Consider the following 17,393-nt stretch of genomic DNA (forward strand, 5'->3'; position numbering starts at 1 on the left):
TCACCCCTCCTTGGGATCGATCGGCACTTCGCCATGACCGGCACCGGGTGCGCGGAATCGCTCGGTCTTCTGCCAGTGCACGTGCCGGCGCCGGAACACGGCCAGCAACTCCAGGATCAGCCCCGAAGTCACGGCATAGGTCGACACGAGATAACCCAGTATCGCCAGCGGTACGAGCCGGCCTTTGGCGGGCGTACCATCCAGGTGCGCCGCGCTGGCCAGCTGGTAGAAACTCGCGGCATTGCCGAAGGTGCCATAACTGACGACCGCCAGCATGATGAAAAACCCGGGATGGTTGTCGCCCAGAAGCCAGAGCAGGTAGATGATCAGCCAGCCGAGCATCAGGATCGGCGCCATCACATAGATGCCCAGCAGGGCGACGCCATCCAGTTTCTCGCGCATGCTGACGACGCGCGAAGCGAGCAGCGGCACGATATAACGCATCAGCACACGGTTATGGCCGCGCGACCAACGCCTGAGTTGGCGGAAGCGCGCGGGCCAGTTCTCGACCACCTCCTCGTAGCATTCGGCACGGTTCTGGTAAACCGTCTTCCAGCCGTTCAACAACAGCCGGAAGGTCATTTCGGTATCCTCCGCCAGCGAATAGACATCCCAGCCGCCCACCTCGCGCAGGGCGCTCAGACGCACGCCGCCAACGGTGCCGCCGTACTGCGGAACCAGCCCGAGATTCATACGCGCCTGCTGGTCGACCTGGTATCCGCCGGCCCGCTCCAGATCCTGCAGACGGGTCAGCAGATTGCACGCACTGTTGTGCGGTACCACGCGCCCCATCACAGCGCCCACCTCAGGATCGAAAAACGGCGAGACCAGCTGTTTGATCAAACGCGGTCCCGGCAGGTAGTCCGCATCGAAGACCAGCACGATCTCCGCCTCCAGTTCGCCGGTGACGGACGCCAGCGCCGCCGCCTTGCCGCTCAGACCCTCGCTGCGGTGTCGGGGATGAATCAGATCGCAATGCCGTGCCGCATAGTCGTCGAGAATGCGGCCTGTCGCATCTTCCGAACGATCGTCGATGGGCACGATACGCAGACGCTCGCGCGGATAGTCTGCCTCCAGCAAGGCATCGAGAACATGCGCGATGACGGCCGCTTCGTTATGGGCCGGAATCAGGACGGCGACATGCGGCCAGTCCGCTTCGACGATATCCAGATAGGGATGGTGCTGACGAGCCAGCAGGCGGTTCAGGGTGAACACCAGATGCCTGATGGTATAAAGCGCAAGCAGCGCGATGATGAAAACGGCCAGCGGCTCCAGCACGACGATCAGCGCGCCATGCGCGGCGCCTCCGGCAATCGCCGCCCGCGCTGGCGGGCCGTCCTGCAGCAGGGCGGGGCCGGCGGCGACTGCGGTGACCGGCAGGACCTCATGATACATGTCGAGTCCTCCAACTCATGGCCCAGGTATACAGGCCGACGATACCCGCGATATCGAGCATCAAACCGGCGAACAGGAACAGCGGCGCCATGGCCAGCAAGGACAAATGCCGGATCAGCCATGCATGCAGCAGATACTGCATGGGTATGAAGATCACAAGCCAAAGCTGCGTCAGCCAGGTCAGCAGGAGCTGGCGCCCCAGCGAGAAGTCCAGCGGATAGTAGATCAGCGCGTACAACAGCGGTACCAGGCACACCAGGATCAGCCCTGCGATCAGCAGCGATTCGAGATAGCCGTCCAGATCGTACGGGAAAGGCCCGAGCACCGGCGTAAAGCTCAGCAGCGCGATCGCCAGTGCGAGCGCGCCGCTGGCCGCGAAAAGACGCAACGGGAGCCAACGGCGCGGCATCAGCCACGCCAGCAGCACCCCCGCCAACACCAACAGCGCGCCCCACCACCACTGCAGGCTGCTCGGCGGCGGCGCGCCCAGCGCCGGCAGCGGCAACGCCAGCGCATAAGGTCCGAACAGCGGGTAGGTGCTCTCCATCACGCACTCGCCCCCGGTCATGCCGGCACACCACAAGGATTCGATCTGGAACCACAGGGGCAGTATCAACAGGGGCACCGCACCGATCGTCAGCGCACACAACAACCCGCCGAGCGCGGCCGGTCTCCAGGCCAGTCCGCTCGTGACCTGCAGCACACGCAAGCCGCGATGCAGTGGGATATCGCCGCCCCGCCAGCCTTGATGGCGCTGGCGCTGGATGTCGTCAAAAGGCGTAGAAGACACCGATCCGGCCTCCGGTTCGTCGATAGTAGGGGTTGCTGTAATCTTCAAGATAAAGCGAAAACCCCCAGTCCGGCGTCACCCACTGCCGCCAGTTCAGCGAGATATCGCGACTCTGATAATTCACATTCAGCGCATTCGCCCCGAGCACGAGGTAGGCCTCGCCGCCCCAGCCGTAACGCAAGGTCAGGTAGTGTCGTCCCGCACGCCCCTGCGTGACGGCCACGAAACTGCGGCCGGCAAAAGCAGCGCCCGGATCGCTGCGCGCCCAGTCGTGCCCCCCCTGCAATACCCAGTCGGCGGGCAGATAGGCCACCAGGCCTGCATTGAGCGCCGAGGTTTTGTGCCCGTCACGGAATTCGATGCGGCTCGCGCCGACCGAGGTGATCAGCCAGCCGCCCCCCAGCCACTTGCGCGCAAGACTGGCGTCGAAGCGGCGCGATGGCATGATGTCGCCGGCATTGCTGCCGCCCAGGCTCAGGCTCGTATACCAGCGTGGCGACAACGTCTGGGTCAGGCCGATCACGCCGTAGCTCGCGCGCTGCCCGAACTCGCGGTTGTGGTCGAGCTCCCAGTTCCACACAGTGCCGCTGCCCACGCCCCACACACCCGCCGCATAAAGGCCCTGCCAGCTGCCATAACCCTGGGTCAGGCGGTAATTCATCGCGCCTCCCTCCACGTAGCCCGATGCCCGCGCCGTCGACGCGCAGACCGGCGGCAACAACACGCCCAGGACGCAGGCGCAACGCATCAGGCGGTGCATCGGGCGGCCTCGTTGCGGGTGGACAAATGCTGCATGATCCTGCCCGCGATCCGCTCCGACGCGCAGCCGTCTCCGAATGGATTCACGTGTGCGCGCATCGCCGCCCAATCCTCGGGATGGCGGTGCAACCATTCGACCGCAGTCAATATCTCCTCCTCGCAGGTACCGACCAGACGACCGGCACCGCACTCGATCACCTCCGGCCGCTCGGTCTGCCGTCGCGCGATCAGTACCGGCACGCGCGCGCAGACCGCCTCCTCCTGAATGCCGCCGGAATCCGTGATCACCAGCCAGGCACGCGAAAGCAACTGCAGCATGGCCTGGTAAGGCAATGCCTCGACCAGACTGCAGCGCGAGCTCGATTCGGCGGGGGCGGCATCGACGACGCACCTGACGGCTCGCTGCACCTCGGGATTCGGGTGCAATGGCCAGATCACGCGCATGTCCGGGTAACGCGCAAGCAAGGCCATCACCGCGCGCGCCAGCCGGGTCAGGCCATCGCCCCAGTTTTCGCGGCGATGCGCCGTCACCAGCAGCAACCGCTCCCTCTCATCCCTCCCCTCCTGGGCGGCACCGATACGCCCAAGGCCCCAGGCCACAGCATCCACCACGGTATTGCCGGTTACCTGAACGCTATGGCGCGCGACGCCTTCGGCGAGCAGATTTTCGGCCGCGCGCACCGTGGGCGCGAAGTGCCACGTGGCCAGACGCGAGATCAGCTGGCGGTTGATCTCCTCCGGGAAAGGCTCCTCGGGGTCGCCCGAGCGCAGCCCGGCCTCTACGTGGCCCACCGGCAGGCGCAGGTAAAAGGCCGCCAGCGCGCCGACAAAGGCGCTGGTGGTATCGCCCTGCACCAACACGGCATCAGGCGCCAGCCTGCGCAGCGTTTCCGAAATCCGCGACAGCAACCGTTCCGTCAGATGCGACAGTCCCGGCTCGCGGCGATTCAACAGCAGGCTGACCGTGGGCGCCATGTCGAAAAACTCGTACAGCGGATGGGTCACCGCTTCGTGCTGACCGCTATGAATCACCAGCGACGCAACGCCCGCCGCCTCCAAGGCACGATGGACCGGCGCCATCTTGATCACCTCCGGTCGCGTGCCGATGAACAGCGCGACGCGGGGACGACGAACGTCGCACGCCGCATCCCCGACATCGAACAGCGACATCCGGCAGGCATTCAGGCCCGCCCCATCTCCGGCTTCTCCCATATCCTGGAAATTACTCACCCTCGCTCCTTTTCATGTCGTCATTGCGCAAGGGCGCCGATACCCTGCAGCAGCAATCCCATGCGCTGCGCGATCATCGGCGTGCCGGTTGTCGTGCCGACCCGCATCAACAGCTGGTTCGTCACCTGGTTCGCGTTTGACACCACCTGGGCGTTCTGACTGATCCCACCGACGCCCAATTGCTGGTTCACGGAGCCGAATCCCGGCAGCGTAATGCCGAGCGACACACCATTGCCGCCCACGCTGACCGTACCGACCGCGCCGCCCTTGACCACCACCAGATTGGGTTCGATCACGCCAGGCCCCGAGGCGGCGAGCGGCGTGATCGCGCCTGACGGTCCCACCTGCACGTCCGCCTGATTGCTCACCTGATTGCCGTCTCCCGCCACCTGTATGCCCTGCGTGACGCCCTGGCCATGACCCGCGAGACTCCCCGACGCCGTACGGTTGCCTGGCTGCGTCGCCGACTCGAAACCGCCACGCTCCTTAGACCAACTCGCAAACGTGACCGACGGGCGGCCCTGAACCGTGCCGATACCGATATCGGTCCCGACAGTCATGCTGTCGCCCTGTCCGGTCTGCCAGCTGCTCACCATCTGCAAACCGAAATACACGACGTTGGCTCCATCGACGTATTTGCCACGGATGCCAGCCAGACCCGCGGACGTGAGCACGGGATAACGAGCGGTCATGCCCAGCGCGCCGGCAGCCCCGTCCAAGGACGTCACGGGCATCGCCATCACAGGGCCGGACACCAGCATCAGCGCGCCCGCACCCAGGCCGACACGCAGGCCGAATCTCATCCAGTCGGATTTCACCCTGAAAATCATCCGGTTCATCTCCTGCACCTCTCCTTCAGAACTGATTGATTGGCGTCACGCCAAAATGTCCTATCGGGGCGCCCAGGATCTCGTGCACGAGCGGCATGACCGCGCGCACGCGCGTGACGCCGCCTTTTCGCAATGGCGTGGACCGGTCGTAGTCACGGCCGACGATCGCGAAAATCACCCCATTCCAGTCGCGCACGAATTCGGGCAGGCGAATCTCCCGGTTACCCAGGCGCGGATCCGCCACAAAGGCATACCCGTCATCGACGCGTTTGAGCACGACGAAATGCTCGTACCCATGCAAACTCAGCAGCACGATCACCGGCATCTTGAGCGTCGACAGCACCGTGGGCGGGACGTGATAACCGATGCCTCTGTAACCCAGACGCTCGACATACCGTTGCATGTCCAACATCGAAAACCCGCGTTTTCTCACTTCCTGGGCATCACTCGCCGCCAGCATGCCGCGCAGCACTTCCTGGCCATCCACGGGTCTGCCGTATGCGTATCGCAGGATGGTCGCCACCGCCGCGGAACCACAGCTGTAATCCGTGCCCTGCGGGACGACATCCTTGAATTTGAGCGCCTGGATACTGTCCACATGAAGCCTCGTCCCCGCGAGAAGCCCGGGGACCACGAGGCCCATGCTCCATCCGGGCCCCGCACCCAATAGACCGGCGACCAGAATGAACGCACCGATCCGGCGACCTTGGGTCACGGCTTTCGACATGGAGCACCTCGTGGCAACCGTGAAAGAAGCGGGAAGAAGGGGAGGCCCGGCAAACACCGGACCTCCCAGGGAACGGACCTCAATCCGCGTCGCTGATGGTCAGCGTGTTGCGCTGCAGATTGCCGGCACCCGCCGCCACATTCAGGCCGATATCGCCGGAAGCATTCTGCAGAACGTGGCCCGTGACCGACGCCGTGTTGACCGGTATCATGCCGTCGCCGTCGTAATCACCATCCCCCTTGGGCAGAGTGGCGCTCAGCTGGCCCAGCGAGACCTGCGAAACCTGGGTCACCGCAACGCCGTTGCGGCCGCCGCGATTGTAGGCATACGCAAGATCGTTGCCCTGGATGTTCTGGGCACCCGCAGCGACGTTCACGCCGATGTGGCCACTGGCGTTCTGCAGGGCATACTGAGACACGCTGGCGTCGTTGTGCGTGCCCACCGACAACGTACCGGCCAGGCCGCCGGCGGTCTGGCTGCCGAAGACCATCGCGGCGGCATCGCCGCCAAGCTTGGTGCCCCAGGCGGTCGCAATGGCGGTGTTGTTACCCTGCATGTTCTGCACGCCGGAAGCCACGTTCGCGCCGATATTGCCGGTCGCGTCCTGCAGCACGTTGCCATTGATGAACGCGTTGTTGCTGGTCTGGGAAAGCAGCGCCACGCTGGGTGCGTACATCCAGCGGCACAGCGTCATGCCGTTATTGCCGGACTGCGCATCCCAGATCGATGCCAGGCTGCTGGTCGTGCTGCCCGTCGTTCCGGCGGCATTGGAGACCACGGTGGCATTGCTCTGCATGTTCTGCGTGCCTGCCGCCACGTTGACGCCGATGTTGCCACTGGCATGCTGCATGACCTCGCCGCTCAGGCTCGCTGTGTTCTGCCCGCCGAACCACCAGCCGTAACCCTGGTTCGCGGCGAACTGAGCAACGCTCGCCTGATCATTGCCGATCATCGAAATGGCGCGCTTGCCGGCATTGTTGTACGCCACCGACAGGGAGTTACCCTGCAGGTTCTGCGCACCCGCGGCATCGTTGACGCCGATGTTGCCGCTGGCATCCTGCAGCACCTGATCGCCCAGGCCTGCCTGGTTGTAGCTGTAACGGCTGCCACCGAAGGCAAACGGACCGGAGCTCTGACGGTTTTCCGCGCTGCCTGCCGCGACACCGTTCGACTTCGTGCCCCAGCTCACGGCAATCGCGCTGTTGTTGGCCTGCATGTTCTGCGTACCGGCCGCCACGTTCACGCCGATGTTGCCGGAGGCGTGCTGCAGCACCTGGTTGCTAACACTCGCGCTGTTATTGCCGCCGGTATTTTCCGAGGCGTTGAGCACGTTCGCCATCTGACCGTTGTAGACGCTCGCCGAGCTACTGCTCTTGGTGGCGACGGGCGAACTCGGATAGCCCGCACCCGCAGTCGATACGGCCAGATTGTTGCCCTGCAGATTCTGCAGACCGGCCGCCGCGTTGACGCCGATGTTGCCGCCGGCATACTGCAGCACCTGATCGTTGAGATAGGCCGTGTTCAGGGCGTACTGACTCCAGGCCTGCAGCATGCCGCTGATCTGCTGGCTGTCGATGCCTGCCGTGGCGTACAAGCCATTGGTGTCGAGCGCCAGCGCCATGTTGTTCGCGCCCATGTTCTCGGCACCCGCCGCCACGTTCACACCGATGTTGCCGCTGGCATGCTGCAGCACCTGATCGCTCAGACTGGCCTGATTCGAGCCATACTGCTGCGCCGCGTCCCCGTCGCCCCAGAAGAAGAACAGTCCGGAATCCTGCAGGTTGCCGATGCTCGACTCGGCCTCGCCAAAGGCCTGCGAACCGACGCCGACGGCAATGCCCGTATTGTTGGCCTGCATGTTCTGATCGCCGGCGGCCACGTTGAGGCCGATATTGCCACTGGCGTTCTGCATCACCTGATTCGAAACCGTCGCACTGTTGGAACCACCGTACCACCACCATGGGGAGAGGCTCATGGAGAAGCTGTCGATGTTGCCGACCTGGGCATTGCCCACCGAGGCCTCGGCACTGGTGCGCGTCAGCAGCGAACCTGCCGCGATCCCGAGCGTGGCATTGTTGGCCTGCATGTTCTCACTGCCGGCAGCCACGTTGAGGCCGATGTTGCCGCTGGCATTCTGCAGCACCTTATGATTGGCCTTGGCCTGATTGCTGGCATCCATCGACACGGAACCGATACCCATGCTCGCCTGGTCGCTGGACAGGTTCGCGACCGCCGAACTCGTCGTACCGTGCTCGCCGCCGCTCGCATAGGCCGCAGGTGCCGCCATGGCGGCCCCGATCGCCACCGCCAGCGCACCGAGCTTAAATTGCTTATTCATTTCGCTCTCCTTACACTTCAAGTGCATCCATAAAAATGCGGTAATGACCGTTACCGCGAACCACCCCGTCAGGGGACTGCTCCCTCAACCTGCAGGGAGAAACCGTTGGCCAGGCGGTTGTCGTTACCAGCCGCCTGGCTTACTTGTAAAACGCCGTGCGCGCGATCAAATGCCTGAGCCGAAATGCTCGCCGTTCTTGATCCGCCATCCGCATTCCCTGACTTGCCCGCGCCATTCGGCACTGCGGCCAGTTGCTGCCCAAGGCCGCCCGCCGTCAGCGCATGAACCGACCCCAACCCGATGGCGGCGCTATTTGCCTCTTCGTTGCTGCTGCCACTGGCCTGATTCGCCTGCAATAGACCGCTGGCGCCGGCAAATACCTGACCCGTGATCGTCGCCCCCAACTGACCGCCGGCCGACGACGACACCGCGCTCTGCGACAGTCGCGCCTCCGATCCTGCAAGCGAGCCCACGGCAAGACTGCCGAGATTGGCCTGCACGTTGCCGTTACCCGCCGCGATATTCAGCCCCAGCGCCCCACTCGCACCCTGCAGGGCCTGGCCGCCGATCAGACTCTGACTGCCACCCTCAGCGTGTGCCGACATGCCCGCCGCGAAGCCGAAACACCCGACAAGCGCGAGAACAGAGACATAAAGCGTTTTCATATCGACCCCTCACCTCACCACGGGAACCAGCACGTTTAATTTGGTTGCCTGCGTATTGCCGAGGCCGCTGCGGAGATTGATATTTCCGGATTGCGGGCGAGTATTCGACGAATCCCACAACCTGACCCTGGTACGCACGCGAATTCGGACGCTGGGGCCGGCCGTCGGCAGACCCTTGCCATAGACTTCCGCCAGGTGCGACTCGCTCAACGGGGCGAAACCGGATAGCCGGGTATCGGCGGCGGTCGCCCACGTAGCGCTCGACAGGACACTGGCGACGAGCAGACTGATGACTAGAAGCGGCTTCATGGCGATCCTCGATACGCATTCTCCCCCTGCCATATCAATCTTCGTGCCATCGATTCAAGCCATTGAATAAATGAAAAAAATTATCAAAAAATCCGCGCAATCCAAATTTGAATACATTCCACAGGCTCAATATCTGCGAATCGTCTCAGCGCTGCGACAGGCAGGTATGATGCGACCGTGGAAAAACCCGCTTTCGCTGGCTCTTAGCCTCACCGTTTCGTCTCTAAAATGAGACGCCCATGGGGCAAATTCTCAAATGATTGTTATGAAAGGTTTTTTTAGCAAACATCTGTCTTAAACCTTGGACGCGCATGAAATAAGGAGGTGTTATGAACCACGCTTGGACGCCGACCGGCCTCTTCGTGACGGCAACCGATACCGGTACGGGCAAGACCACGCTGGCCAGCCAGCTCGCCGCAGCCCTCCACGCACGCGGCAGCTGCGTCAGAGTCCGCAAACCGGTCGAATCAGGGTGCGCGCACGACGAGGACGGGAACCTGCTGCCGGCCGATGCCTTGGCATTGCAACGTGCCGCAGGTGAGCGGGAATCGCTTGAAGCGGTCGCCCCCTACCGCCTCAGCGCCGCGCTGTCACCGGCCAGAGCCGCTGCGCTGGAGGGTATTTCACTGACGCTCGACAAACTCGAACGGGCATGTTTGGTGGGGGGAAGGCAGGGCGATTTCCTGCTGGTGGAAGGTGCCGGCGGCTTTTACTCGCCGCTGGCAAGCGATGGCCTCAATGCCGATCTCGCCAGCCGACTGCGCCTGCCCTTGCTGATACTGGCACCCGACCGTCTGGGCGTGATCGGACATGTGTTGCTGACCCTCGAAGCGGCCGCCCGCCGCGGTCTCGACGTGGCGGGCGTGGTGCTCAACCGCCTGCCTGACCCCGAGAGACCTGCGCAACTCGACAATGCGACCGAGCTGTCGGCGCTGACCCCGGACACGCCGCTCTATAGCGTTGCCGACACCGACGGAATGGCGCCGCTGGCGGCGGCACTGGCAGAACACCTGATCCGTTGAATGCCCGTTTACCTCCATCGCGCAATGATTCGCAGCCAATAAAAAAGGGCGGCCTCTCGGCCGCCCTTCTCGTCTTGCGTCGCTTGCGACTCGCTCAGTTGATCTTGGGATCCAACTCGCCGCTCTGATAACGCTTGGTCATCGCCTCAAGGCCGAGGGCCTTGATCTTGGACGCCTGACCGGCCGAACCGAAGGCTTCGAAACGGGCCTGGCAGATGTCCTTCATCGCCTTGGTGGAAGCCTTGAGCCACTTGCGCGGATCGAAATCCTTGGGGTTCTCGGCCAGGAACTTGCGCACCGCGCCGGTACTGGCCATGCGCAGGTCGGTATCGATGTTGACCTTGCGCACGCCGTGCTTGATGCCCTCGACGATCTCTTCGACCGGCACGCCATAGGTCTGCCCCATGTCGCCGCCGTAGTTGTTGATGATCTGCAGCCATTCCTGCGGCACCGACGAGGAACCGTGCATCACCAGATGAGTGTTGGGGATGCGCGCGTGGATTTCCTTGACGCGCTGAATGGCCAGGATGTCGCCGGTCGGCGGGCGGGTGAACTTGTAGGCGCCATGGCTGGTGCCGATGGCGATGGCCAGCGCGTCGACGCCGGTCTTCTTGACGAAGTCGGCGGCCTCTTCCGGATCGGTCAGCAGCTGGCTGTGGTCGAGCACGCCCTCGGCGCCGCTACCGTCTTCCTCGCCCGCCATGCCGGTCTCGAGCGAGCCCAGGCAGCCCAACTCGCCCTCGACGGAAACGCCGAGCGCGTGCGCCAGTTCGACGACCTTGCGCGTGACCTCGACGTTGTACTCGTAGGTCGACGGCGTCTTCATGTCGGCCTGCAGCGAACCGTCCATCATCACCGAGGTGAAGCCGGACTGGATCGAGCGGAAGCACACCGCCGGTTCGGCGCCGTGATCCTGATGCAGTACGATCGGGATGTCAGGATACTGCTCGGCGGCCGCCACGATCAGGTGGCGCAGGAAGGGCTCGCCGGCATACTTGCGCGCACCGGCGGAGGCCTGGATGATCACCGGGCTGTCGACCGCGGTGGCGGCATCCATGATGGCATGCACCTGCTCCATGTTGTTGGCGTTGAAGGCCGGCATGCCGTAACCCTGTTCGGCGGCATGATCCAGCAACTGACGTAACGAAATGAGGGCCATGTTGACCTCCTTAGGTATCGTGGTGGAATTGTAGGTACTGCATGAATTCGGTTTTCGAACGCACCTCGGCCCGGCATCAGGCTAGGCGCAGGCCCATCGCCTGCATCAGGCGGTGTCCGACAGGATCGGGTCGCCCACGCGCACGATTTTCATCGCATTGGTGCCGCCGTGCATACCCATCATGTCTCCCTTGGTGATGATCACCAGGTCGCCCTCGCTCACCACGCCCTGTTCGAGCAGCAGCTTGACCGCCTGGCGATTGGCCTCGGCGTGACTGGACTGAATCGTCTCGAAGGCCATCGGATACACCCCGCGATAAAGCGACACCTTGCGGCTCGTCTGCTCGTGACGGGTCAGCGCATAGACCGGGATGCCGGTGCTGATGCGGGACATCCAAAGACAGGTCGAACCGGATTCGGTCATCGCCGCGATCGCGCGCACCTTGAGATGATTGGCCGTGTACATCGTCGCCATGGCGATGGCCTCGTCGACATACTGGAACTCGACGTCCATCCGATGTTCGGAAACCATGGCCGAACGACGCTTTTCCGCCGCCTCGCAGATCCGGCCCATCGCCGCGATGGCCTTGGCCGGGTAACGCCCCGTGGCCGTCTCGGCCGAGAGCATCACCGCGTCGGTACCGTCGAGCACCGCGTTGGCGACGTCGAACACCTCTGCCCGCGTGGGGATCGGATTCTGAATCATCGACTCCATCATCTGCGTCGCCGTGATCACCACCCGGTTCATGCTGCGGGCCTTGCGAATCAGATCCTTTTGCACACCCGGCAGCTCGGCATCGCCGATCTCAACACCAAGATCGCCGCGCGCGATCATGATCACGTCGGAGGCCTCGATGATTTCCTCGATCACCGGCAGAGCCTCGGCGCGCTCGATCTTCGACACGATGCCGCCCTGCCCGCCGGCCTCGCGCAGCAGGCGACGCGCCTCATGCACGTCGTCGGCGCTGCGCGGGAAGGACACGGCCAGATAATCGACACCGATTTCCGCGGCGGTGCGGATATCCTCGCGATCCTTGTCGGTCAGGGCGCTGGCCGAAAGACCTCCGCCCTGACGATTGATACCCTTGTTGTTCGAGAGTTCGCCGCCGACCACCACCCGGGTGTGAATCTCGGCGCCTTCGACACGCTCGACCTCAAGCACCACGCGACCGTCGTCGAGCAGGAGCACATCGCCCGCCACCACGTCATCGGGCAGCGTTTTGTACGTGAGCCCCACGCGCTCCTGACTACCGTCGTCGCGGCCAAGCGCCGCATCGAGGATGAAGTGTGCGCCGTCGACGAGTTCCACCTTGCCCTGGGCAAAACGGTCGATGCGGATCTTTGGGCCCTGCAGGTCGCCGAGCACAGCCACATAGCGGCTCTGGCGCTCGGCCTCGGCACGGATCAGTCTCGCGCGCTCGCGATGGGATTCAGGACTGCCGTGGGAAAAGTTGAGTCGGACGACATCAACGCCCGCCCGCACGATCGCCGCGATCGCGCCTGGCTCGTCCGTGGCAGGCCCCATGGTCGCCACTATCTTGGTTCGTCGCATGCTCTGTGGACTCCTTTGAGCCGTGTGTGCCTGCGTAATACGCCGCAGGCGACGCGTCCGGTTGACTTCCGGCACCCTAAACCGCGCAGATGGCCGGGACGTGACAATCGGTCCCGATCGCCGTCGTCAATCCCGCGCGCGCGCCTCCAACATGGCGACCGCGGGCAATTGCTTGCCTTCGAGGAACTCGAGAAAGGCGCCGCCACCGGTGGAGATGTAGGACACCCGGTCCGCAATGCCGTATTTATCCACGGCGGCCAGCGTGTCGCCGCCACCCGCGATCGAGAAGGCGTCGGATTCGGCGATCGCCTCGGCCAGCGCCTTGGTACCCTCGCCGAACTGGTCGAATTCGAACACGCCGACCGGGCCGTTCCAGACGATGGTGCCGGCACTCTTGAGGATTTCGGCGAAGCGCGCCGAGGTCTGCGGACCGACGTCGAAGATCATGTCGTCGTCGGCAACTTCGTCGGTCGACTTGAGTGCCGCGACGGCCGACTCGGAAAATTCCTTGCCGCAAACCACGTCGGCCGGCACCGGAATATCGGCGCCGTGCGACTGCGCGTCGGCGGTCAACTGACGGCAGGTATCGATCAGGTCGGCTTCGTACAGGGACTTGCCGACCGGCTTGCCGGCTGCCGCGATGAAGGTGTTGGCGATACCGCCGCCGACGATCAACTGATCGACGATCTTGGACAGCGACTCCAGCACCGTCAGCTTGGTCGAGACCTTGGAGCCGCCGACAATGGCGACCATCGGCCGCGCGGGATTGTCCAGCGCCTTGCCCAAGGCCTCCAGTTCGCCGGCCAGCAGCGGGCCGGCACAGGCCACCGGCGCAAACCGGCCCACACCATGGGTGGAAGCCTGAGCGCGGTGCGCGGTACCGAAGGCATCCATCACGAACACGTCGCACAGCGACGCATAACGCCTGGCCAGGGTTTCGTCGTCCTTCTTCTCGCCCTTGTTGAAGCGTACGTTTTCGAGAATGGCCAGCTCGCCGGCGGCGAGCGTCACGCCGTCCAGGTAATCCTTCACCAGGCGCACCGGGCGCCCAAGCAGGGCGCCCAGATGATCGGCCACCGGCGCGAGCGAATACTGCTCGTCGTAGACACCCTCCTCGGGGCGGCCGAGATGCGACATCACCATGACCCGCGCCCCGGCAGCCAGCGCATGCTCGATGGTCGGCAGAGAGGCGCGGATACGCTGATCGGAACTGACCTTGCCGTCCTTGAGCGGCACATTGAGGTCGGCGCGAATCAGTACGCGTTTGTCGGCGAGATCGAGGTCGGTCAGCTTGATGAAGGACATACCTGGCGCTCCTGGGTTCGAAAGATTTTGGGTAATGGGATGTAGAGGATTACCGAAAATCTCTCCATCGTCGAAATCTGGGGCGCCAGCGGCGCCCCAGATGGGTCACAACGATCAGTTCGCCGCCACGTGACGGACGAAACGCAGCATGTTGCAGGTATAGCCGTACTCGTTGTCGTACCAGGCCACAACCTTGACGAAGGTCTCGTCCAGGGCGATGCCGGCGGTAGCGTCGAAGATCGAGGGTGCCGGATAACCGCGGAAGTCGGTCGACACGACCTTCTCCTCGGTATAGGCCAGCACGCCCTTGAGCTCGCCCTCGGCGGCCGACTTCATGGCGCCGCAGATATCGGCATACGAGGCCGCACGTTCGAGCTCGACGGTCAGATCGACTACCGAAACATCGGAGGTCGGTACGCGGAAGGCCATGCCGGTGAGCTTGCCGTTGAGCGCGGGCAACACCTTGCCCACGGCCTTGGCGGCACCGGTGGAGGACGGGATGATGTTCTCCAGGATGCCGCGACCGCCGCGCCAGTCCTTGCCGGACGGGCCGTCCACGGTCTTCTGCGTGGCGGTGGCGGCGTGCACGGTACTCATCAGGCCGCGCTTGATGCCGAACCCGTCGTTGAGCACCTTAGCCACCGGCGCCAGACAGTTGGTGGTGCAGGAAGCGGCCGAGACGATGGCCTGACCCGCATAGGTTTCGTGGTTGACGCCGTACACGAACATCGGCGTGGCGTCCTTGGAGGGCGCGCTCTGCACCACCTTCTTGGCACCGGCCTGGATGTGCTTCCGGCAGGTTTCCTCGGTCAGGAAAAAACCTGTGCACTCGATCACCAGATCGACACCCGCCTCGCCCCACTTCAGGTTCGCGGGATCGCGCTCGGCGGTCAGTCGGATCGGCTTGCCGTTGACGATCAGCTGGCCGCCCTCGACGACCACCTCGCCCTTGAAACGGCCATGCACGGAATCGTGCTTGAGCAGATAGGCCAGATAGTCAGCGTCGAGCAGATCGTTGATCGCGACCACCTCCAGCCCGTTGAACTCCGTCTCCTGCACGATGGCGCGGAAGGCCATGCGGCCGATGCGACCGAAGCCGTTGATACCTACTTTCACAGTCATGTGACTCTCCCAGTCATTAAGCAACTCGTATCGCGCGCGCTCTGTCGGCGCGTCGCCCGTGCGGGCTCAGAGCACTCCTTCCACCGCCTCGACCACATGCTCGACGGTGAAGCCGAAGTACTTGAAAAGCTCGCCGGCGGGCGCGGACTCGCCAAAGCGGTCGATACCGACCACGGCTCCGTCCATGCCCACGTACTTGCCCCAGAAATGGGTCACGCCCGCCTCGACGGCGACCCGCGCGCGCACCGCGCGCGGCAACACCGCCTCGCGATAGGCTTCGTCCTGCGCCTCGAACGCCTCGACCGACGGCATGGAGACCACACGCACCCTGCGCCCTTTGGCTTCCAGCTGTGCCGCCGCATCCATGGCCAGCGCGACCTCGGAGCCCGTGGCGATCAGGATCGCCTCGGGCGTGCCCTGGCAATCCTTGAGGACATAGCCGCCGCGGGCGATGGATGCAAGCTGCTCCTCGCTGCGCGCCTGGTGCGGCAGATTCTGACGCGACAGAATCAGTGCCGTGGGGCCGTCCTGACGCTCGATCGAGCGCTTCCAGGCCACCGCGGTCTCGACCGCGTCGCAGGGACGCCAGACATCCAGGTTCGGGATCAGGCGCAGGCTGGCCACCTGCTCGATCGGCTGATGGGTGGGGCCGTCCTCGCCGAGGCCGATGGAATCATGGGTGTAGACCAGCACCACCCTCTGCTTCATCAGCGCCGCCATGCGGATCGCATTGCGCGCATAGTCGGAGAACATCAGGAAGGTGCCGCCGTAGGGGATGAAGCCGCCGTGCAGGGCGATACCGTTCATGATCGCCGTCATGGCGAACTCGCGCACGCCATAGAACATGTAGTTGCCGTCGGCATCGGCGTGGCTGACGCCCTTGGAACCCGACCACATCGTGAGATTCGAACCGGCCAGGTCGGCCGAGCCGCCAAGCAGTTCGGGCAGCGCCGGCGCGTAGCCGCCGATGGCGTTCTGCGAGGCCTTGCGCGAGGCGATGGTCTCGCCCTTCTCGATCACCTGGCGCAGATAGGCCTGGGATTTCTCCTGCCAGTCGGCCGGCAGCTCGCCGCTCATGCGGCGTTCGAATTCGGCCGCGAGTTCCGGGTGAGCCGCCTGATAGGCCGCGAAGCGCTCGTGCCAGGCCGCCTCCAGGGTGTCGCCGCGCTCACGCGCGCTCCAGCCCTCGTAGATCTCCTCGGGCACCTCGAAGGGCGGGTGATTCCAGCCCAGGGTCTTGCGCACCAGGGCGACCTCTTCCTCGCCCAGCGCGGCGCCGTGGCATTCTTCCTTGCCCTGCTTGTTGGGCGAACCCCAGCCAATGATGGTCTTGCACTGGATCATGGTCGGCTTGTCCGTGACGGCGCGCGCGGCCTCGATGGCCGCCTTGACCGCGCCGGCGTCGTGACCGTCGACGTCGCGCACCACATGCCAGCCGTAGGCCTCGAAGCGGGCCGGAGTGTCGTCGGTAAACCAGCCCTCGACCTCGCCGTCGATGGAAATGCCGTTGTCGTCGTAGAAGGCGATCAGCTTGCCCAGCCCCAAGGTGCCGGCAAGCGAGCAGGCCTCGTGGGAGATGCCTTCCATCATGCAGCCGTCGCCGAGGAAGACATAGGTGTGATGGTCGACGACCTCATGACCGGGGCGATTGAAGTGCGCCGCCAGCGCCTTCTCCGCGATGGCCATGCCGACCGCGTTGGTGATGCCCTGACCCAGCGGTCCCGTCGTGGTTTCAACACCGGGCGTGTAGCCGTACTCGGGGTGCCCAGGGGTTTTGGAATGCAGCTGGCGGAAGCGCTTGAGCTCATCCATCGGCAGGTCGTAGCCCGTCAGATGGAGCAGCGAGTAGACCAGCATGGAGCCATGACCGTTGGACATGACGAAGCGATCACGGTTGACCCAACCGGGATTGCCGGGGTTATGCTGCATGTAGTCGTTCCACAGCACCTCGGCGATATCGGCCATACCCATGGGTGCACCCGGGTGGCCGGACTTGGCCTTCTGTACCGCATCCATGCTGAGCACACGGATGGCGTTTGCAAGCTCTCTACGCGAAGGCATAGCTAAGATCTCCCTATAGACTGGACGAATCCGTTGGGCCCGTGTCGGCGCCGGGTCCACGTCGGGGATGCGCGACGAGGCAAACCCGGCACCAGCCGCTAGGCGCGCCCGAGGCGTTGCGCGGGCAACC

15 protein-coding genes are annotated in these 17,393 nt (G+C 64.1%); 1 reads left to right on the forward strand and 14 read right to left on the reverse strand.

The window, feature by feature from the left end; translation table 11 throughout:
• The 9 genes from THPRO_RS11800 to THPRO_RS11840 form a co-directional block, all read right to left on the reverse strand.
• Complete coding sequence (locus THPRO_RS11800; protein WP_082954625.1) at positions 1-1,395, reverse strand: glycosyltransferase family 2 protein; 1,395 nt, start codon at positions 1,393-1,395, stop codon at positions 1-3.
• Positions 1,385-2,185 (reverse strand): hypothetical protein, encoded by an 801-nt coding sequence (locus THPRO_RS11805; RefSeq protein WP_065089680.1) that lies wholly within the window; start codon positions 2,183-2,185, stop codon positions 1,385-1,387. Before THPRO_RS11805 ends, THPRO_RS11800 begins: the two co-directional genes overlap by 11 nt.
• Positions 2,166-2,945 carry a YaiO family outer membrane beta-barrel protein gene (locus THPRO_RS11810; protein WP_052064692.1) on the reverse strand — a complete coding sequence of 260 codons (780 nt, stop codon included), beginning with the start codon at positions 2,943-2,945 and terminating at the stop codon, positions 2,166-2,168. Before THPRO_RS11810 ends, THPRO_RS11805 begins: the two co-directional genes overlap by 20 nt.
• Positions 2,933-4,174: a non-hydrolyzing UDP-N-acetylglucosamine 2-epimerase gene (gene wecB, locus THPRO_RS11815; protein WP_201786985.1), complete on the reverse strand. Its 1,242-nt coding sequence runs from the start codon at positions 4,172-4,174 to the stop codon at positions 2,933-2,935. Before wecB ends, THPRO_RS11810 begins: the two co-directional genes overlap by 13 nt.
• Before the next feature lie 20 nt (positions 4,175-4,194).
• Complete coding sequence (locus THPRO_RS11820) at positions 4,195-5,013, reverse strand: hypothetical protein (RefSeq protein WP_038093494.1); 819 nt, start codon at positions 5,011-5,013, stop codon at positions 4,195-4,197.
• Between the two features lie 16 nt (positions 5,014-5,029).
• Complete coding sequence (locus THPRO_RS11825; protein ID WP_082954627.1) at positions 5,030-5,731, reverse strand: C39 family peptidase; 702 nt, start codon at positions 5,729-5,731, stop codon at positions 5,030-5,032.
• Between the two features lie 79 nt (positions 5,732-5,810).
• On the reverse strand, positions 5,811-8,069 hold the full coding sequence (locus THPRO_RS11830; protein ID WP_038093492.1) for a beta strand repeat-containing protein: 2,259 nt from the start codon (positions 8,067-8,069) through the stop codon (positions 5,811-5,813).
• 68 nt (positions 8,070-8,137) lie between these two features.
• Positions 8,138-8,734: a hypothetical protein gene (locus THPRO_RS11835; RefSeq protein WP_038093491.1), complete on the reverse strand. Its 597-nt coding sequence runs from the start codon at positions 8,732-8,734 to the stop codon at positions 8,138-8,140.
• 9 nt (positions 8,735-8,743) lie between these two features.
• Positions 8,744-9,043, reverse strand: coding sequence for a hypothetical protein (locus THPRO_RS11840; protein WP_145930850.1), 300 nt, complete (start codon positions 9,041-9,043; stop codon positions 8,744-8,746).
• Positions 9,044-9,372: 329 nt separating this feature from the next.
• Here THPRO_RS11840 and bioD point away from each other — a divergent pair, with 329 nt between their 5' ends.
• On the forward strand, positions 9,373-10,065 hold the full coding sequence (bioD, locus tag THPRO_RS11845; RefSeq protein ID WP_065089682.1) for a dethiobiotin synthase: 693 nt from the start codon (positions 9,373-9,375) through the stop codon (positions 10,063-10,065).
• 94 nt (positions 10,066-10,159) lie between these two features.
• Here bioD and fba read toward each other — a convergent pair whose 3' ends face one another.
• From fba to tkt, 5 genes are all read right to left on the reverse strand, one after another.
• Positions 10,160-11,224, reverse strand: a complete 1,065-nt coding sequence (gene fba, locus THPRO_RS11850) for a class II fructose-bisphosphate aldolase (RefSeq protein ID WP_038093488.1) — start codon at positions 11,222-11,224, stop codon at positions 10,160-10,162.
• Positions 11,225-11,329: 105 nt separating this feature from the next.
• Positions 11,330-12,775 carry a pyruvate kinase gene (gene pyk, locus THPRO_RS11855; protein ID WP_038093486.1) on the reverse strand — a complete coding sequence of 482 codons (1,446 nt, stop codon included), beginning with the start codon at positions 12,773-12,775 and terminating at the stop codon, positions 11,330-11,332.
• Positions 12,776-12,901: 126 nt separating this feature from the next.
• Positions 12,902-14,080 (reverse strand): phosphoglycerate kinase, encoded by a 1,179-nt coding sequence (locus tag THPRO_RS11860; RefSeq protein WP_038093483.1) that lies wholly within the window; start codon positions 14,078-14,080, stop codon positions 12,902-12,904.
• 114 nt (positions 14,081-14,194) lie between these two features.
• Positions 14,195-15,202, reverse strand: coding sequence for a type I glyceraldehyde-3-phosphate dehydrogenase (gene gap / locus THPRO_RS11865; protein WP_038093481.1), 1,008 nt, complete (start codon positions 15,200-15,202; stop codon positions 14,195-14,197).
• Positions 15,203-15,268: 66 nt separating this feature from the next.
• Positions 15,269-17,263: a transketolase gene (gene tkt / locus THPRO_RS11870; protein WP_065089683.1), complete on the reverse strand. Its 1,995-nt coding sequence runs from the start codon at positions 17,261-17,263 to the stop codon at positions 15,269-15,271.
• Positions 17,264-17,393 lie beyond the last annotated feature (130 nt).

The sequence above is a fragment of the Acidihalobacter prosperus genome, assembly GCF_000754095.2.
Taxonomy (GTDB): domain Bacteria; phylum Pseudomonadota; class Gammaproteobacteria; order DSM-5130; family Acidihalobacteraceae; genus Acidihalobacter; species Acidihalobacter prosperus.

Bases quoted from the DNA above. Each gene is read 5' to 3' on its own strand.
- THPRO_RS11800 (WP_082954625.1), bottom strand. From the start codon at position 1,395: ATGTATCATGAGGTCCTGCCGGTCACCGCAGTCGCCGCCGGCCCCGCC.
- THPRO_RS11810 (WP_052064692.1), bottom strand. From the start codon at position 2,945: ATGCACCGCCTGATGCGTTGCGCCTGCGTCCTGGGCGTGTTGTTGCCG.
- THPRO_RS11820 (WP_038093494.1), bottom strand. From the start codon at position 5,013: ATGAACCGGATGATTTTCAGGGTGAAATCCGACTGGATGAGATTCGGC.
- THPRO_RS11825 (WP_082954627.1), bottom strand. From the start codon at position 5,731: ATGTCGAAAGCCGTGACCCAAGGTCGCCGGATCGGTGCGTTCATTCTG.
- THPRO_RS11830 (WP_038093492.1), bottom strand. From the start codon at position 8,069: ATGAATAAGCAATTTAAGCTCGGTGCGCTGGCGGTGGCGATCGGGGCC.
- THPRO_RS11835 (WP_038093491.1), bottom strand. From the start codon at position 8,734: ATGAAAACGCTTTATGTCTCTGTTCTCGCGCTTGTCGGGTGTTTCGGC.
- THPRO_RS11840 (WP_145930850.1), bottom strand. From the start codon at position 9,043: ATGAAGCCGCTTCTAGTCATCAGTCTGCTCGTCGCCAGTGTCCTGTCG.
- bioD (WP_065089682.1), top strand. From the start codon at position 9,373: ATGAACCACGCTTGGACGCCGACCGGCCTCTTCGTGACGGCAACCGAT.
- fba (WP_038093488.1), bottom strand. From the start codon at position 11,224: ATGGCCCTCATTTCGTTACGTCAGTTGCTGGATCATGCCGCCGAACAG.
- pyk (WP_038093486.1), bottom strand. From the start codon at position 12,775: ATGCGACGAACCAAGATAGTGGCGACCATGGGGCCTGCCACGGACGAG.
- THPRO_RS11860 (WP_038093483.1), bottom strand. From the start codon at position 14,080: ATGTCCTTCATCAAGCTGACCGACCTCGATCTCGCCGACAAACGCGTA.
- gap (WP_038093481.1), bottom strand. From the start codon at position 15,202: ATGACTGTGAAAGTAGGTATCAACGGCTTCGGTCGCATCGGCCGCATG.
- tkt (WP_065089683.1), bottom strand. From the start codon at position 17,263: ATGCCTTCGCGTAGAGAGCTTGCAAACGCCATCCGTGTGCTCAGCATG.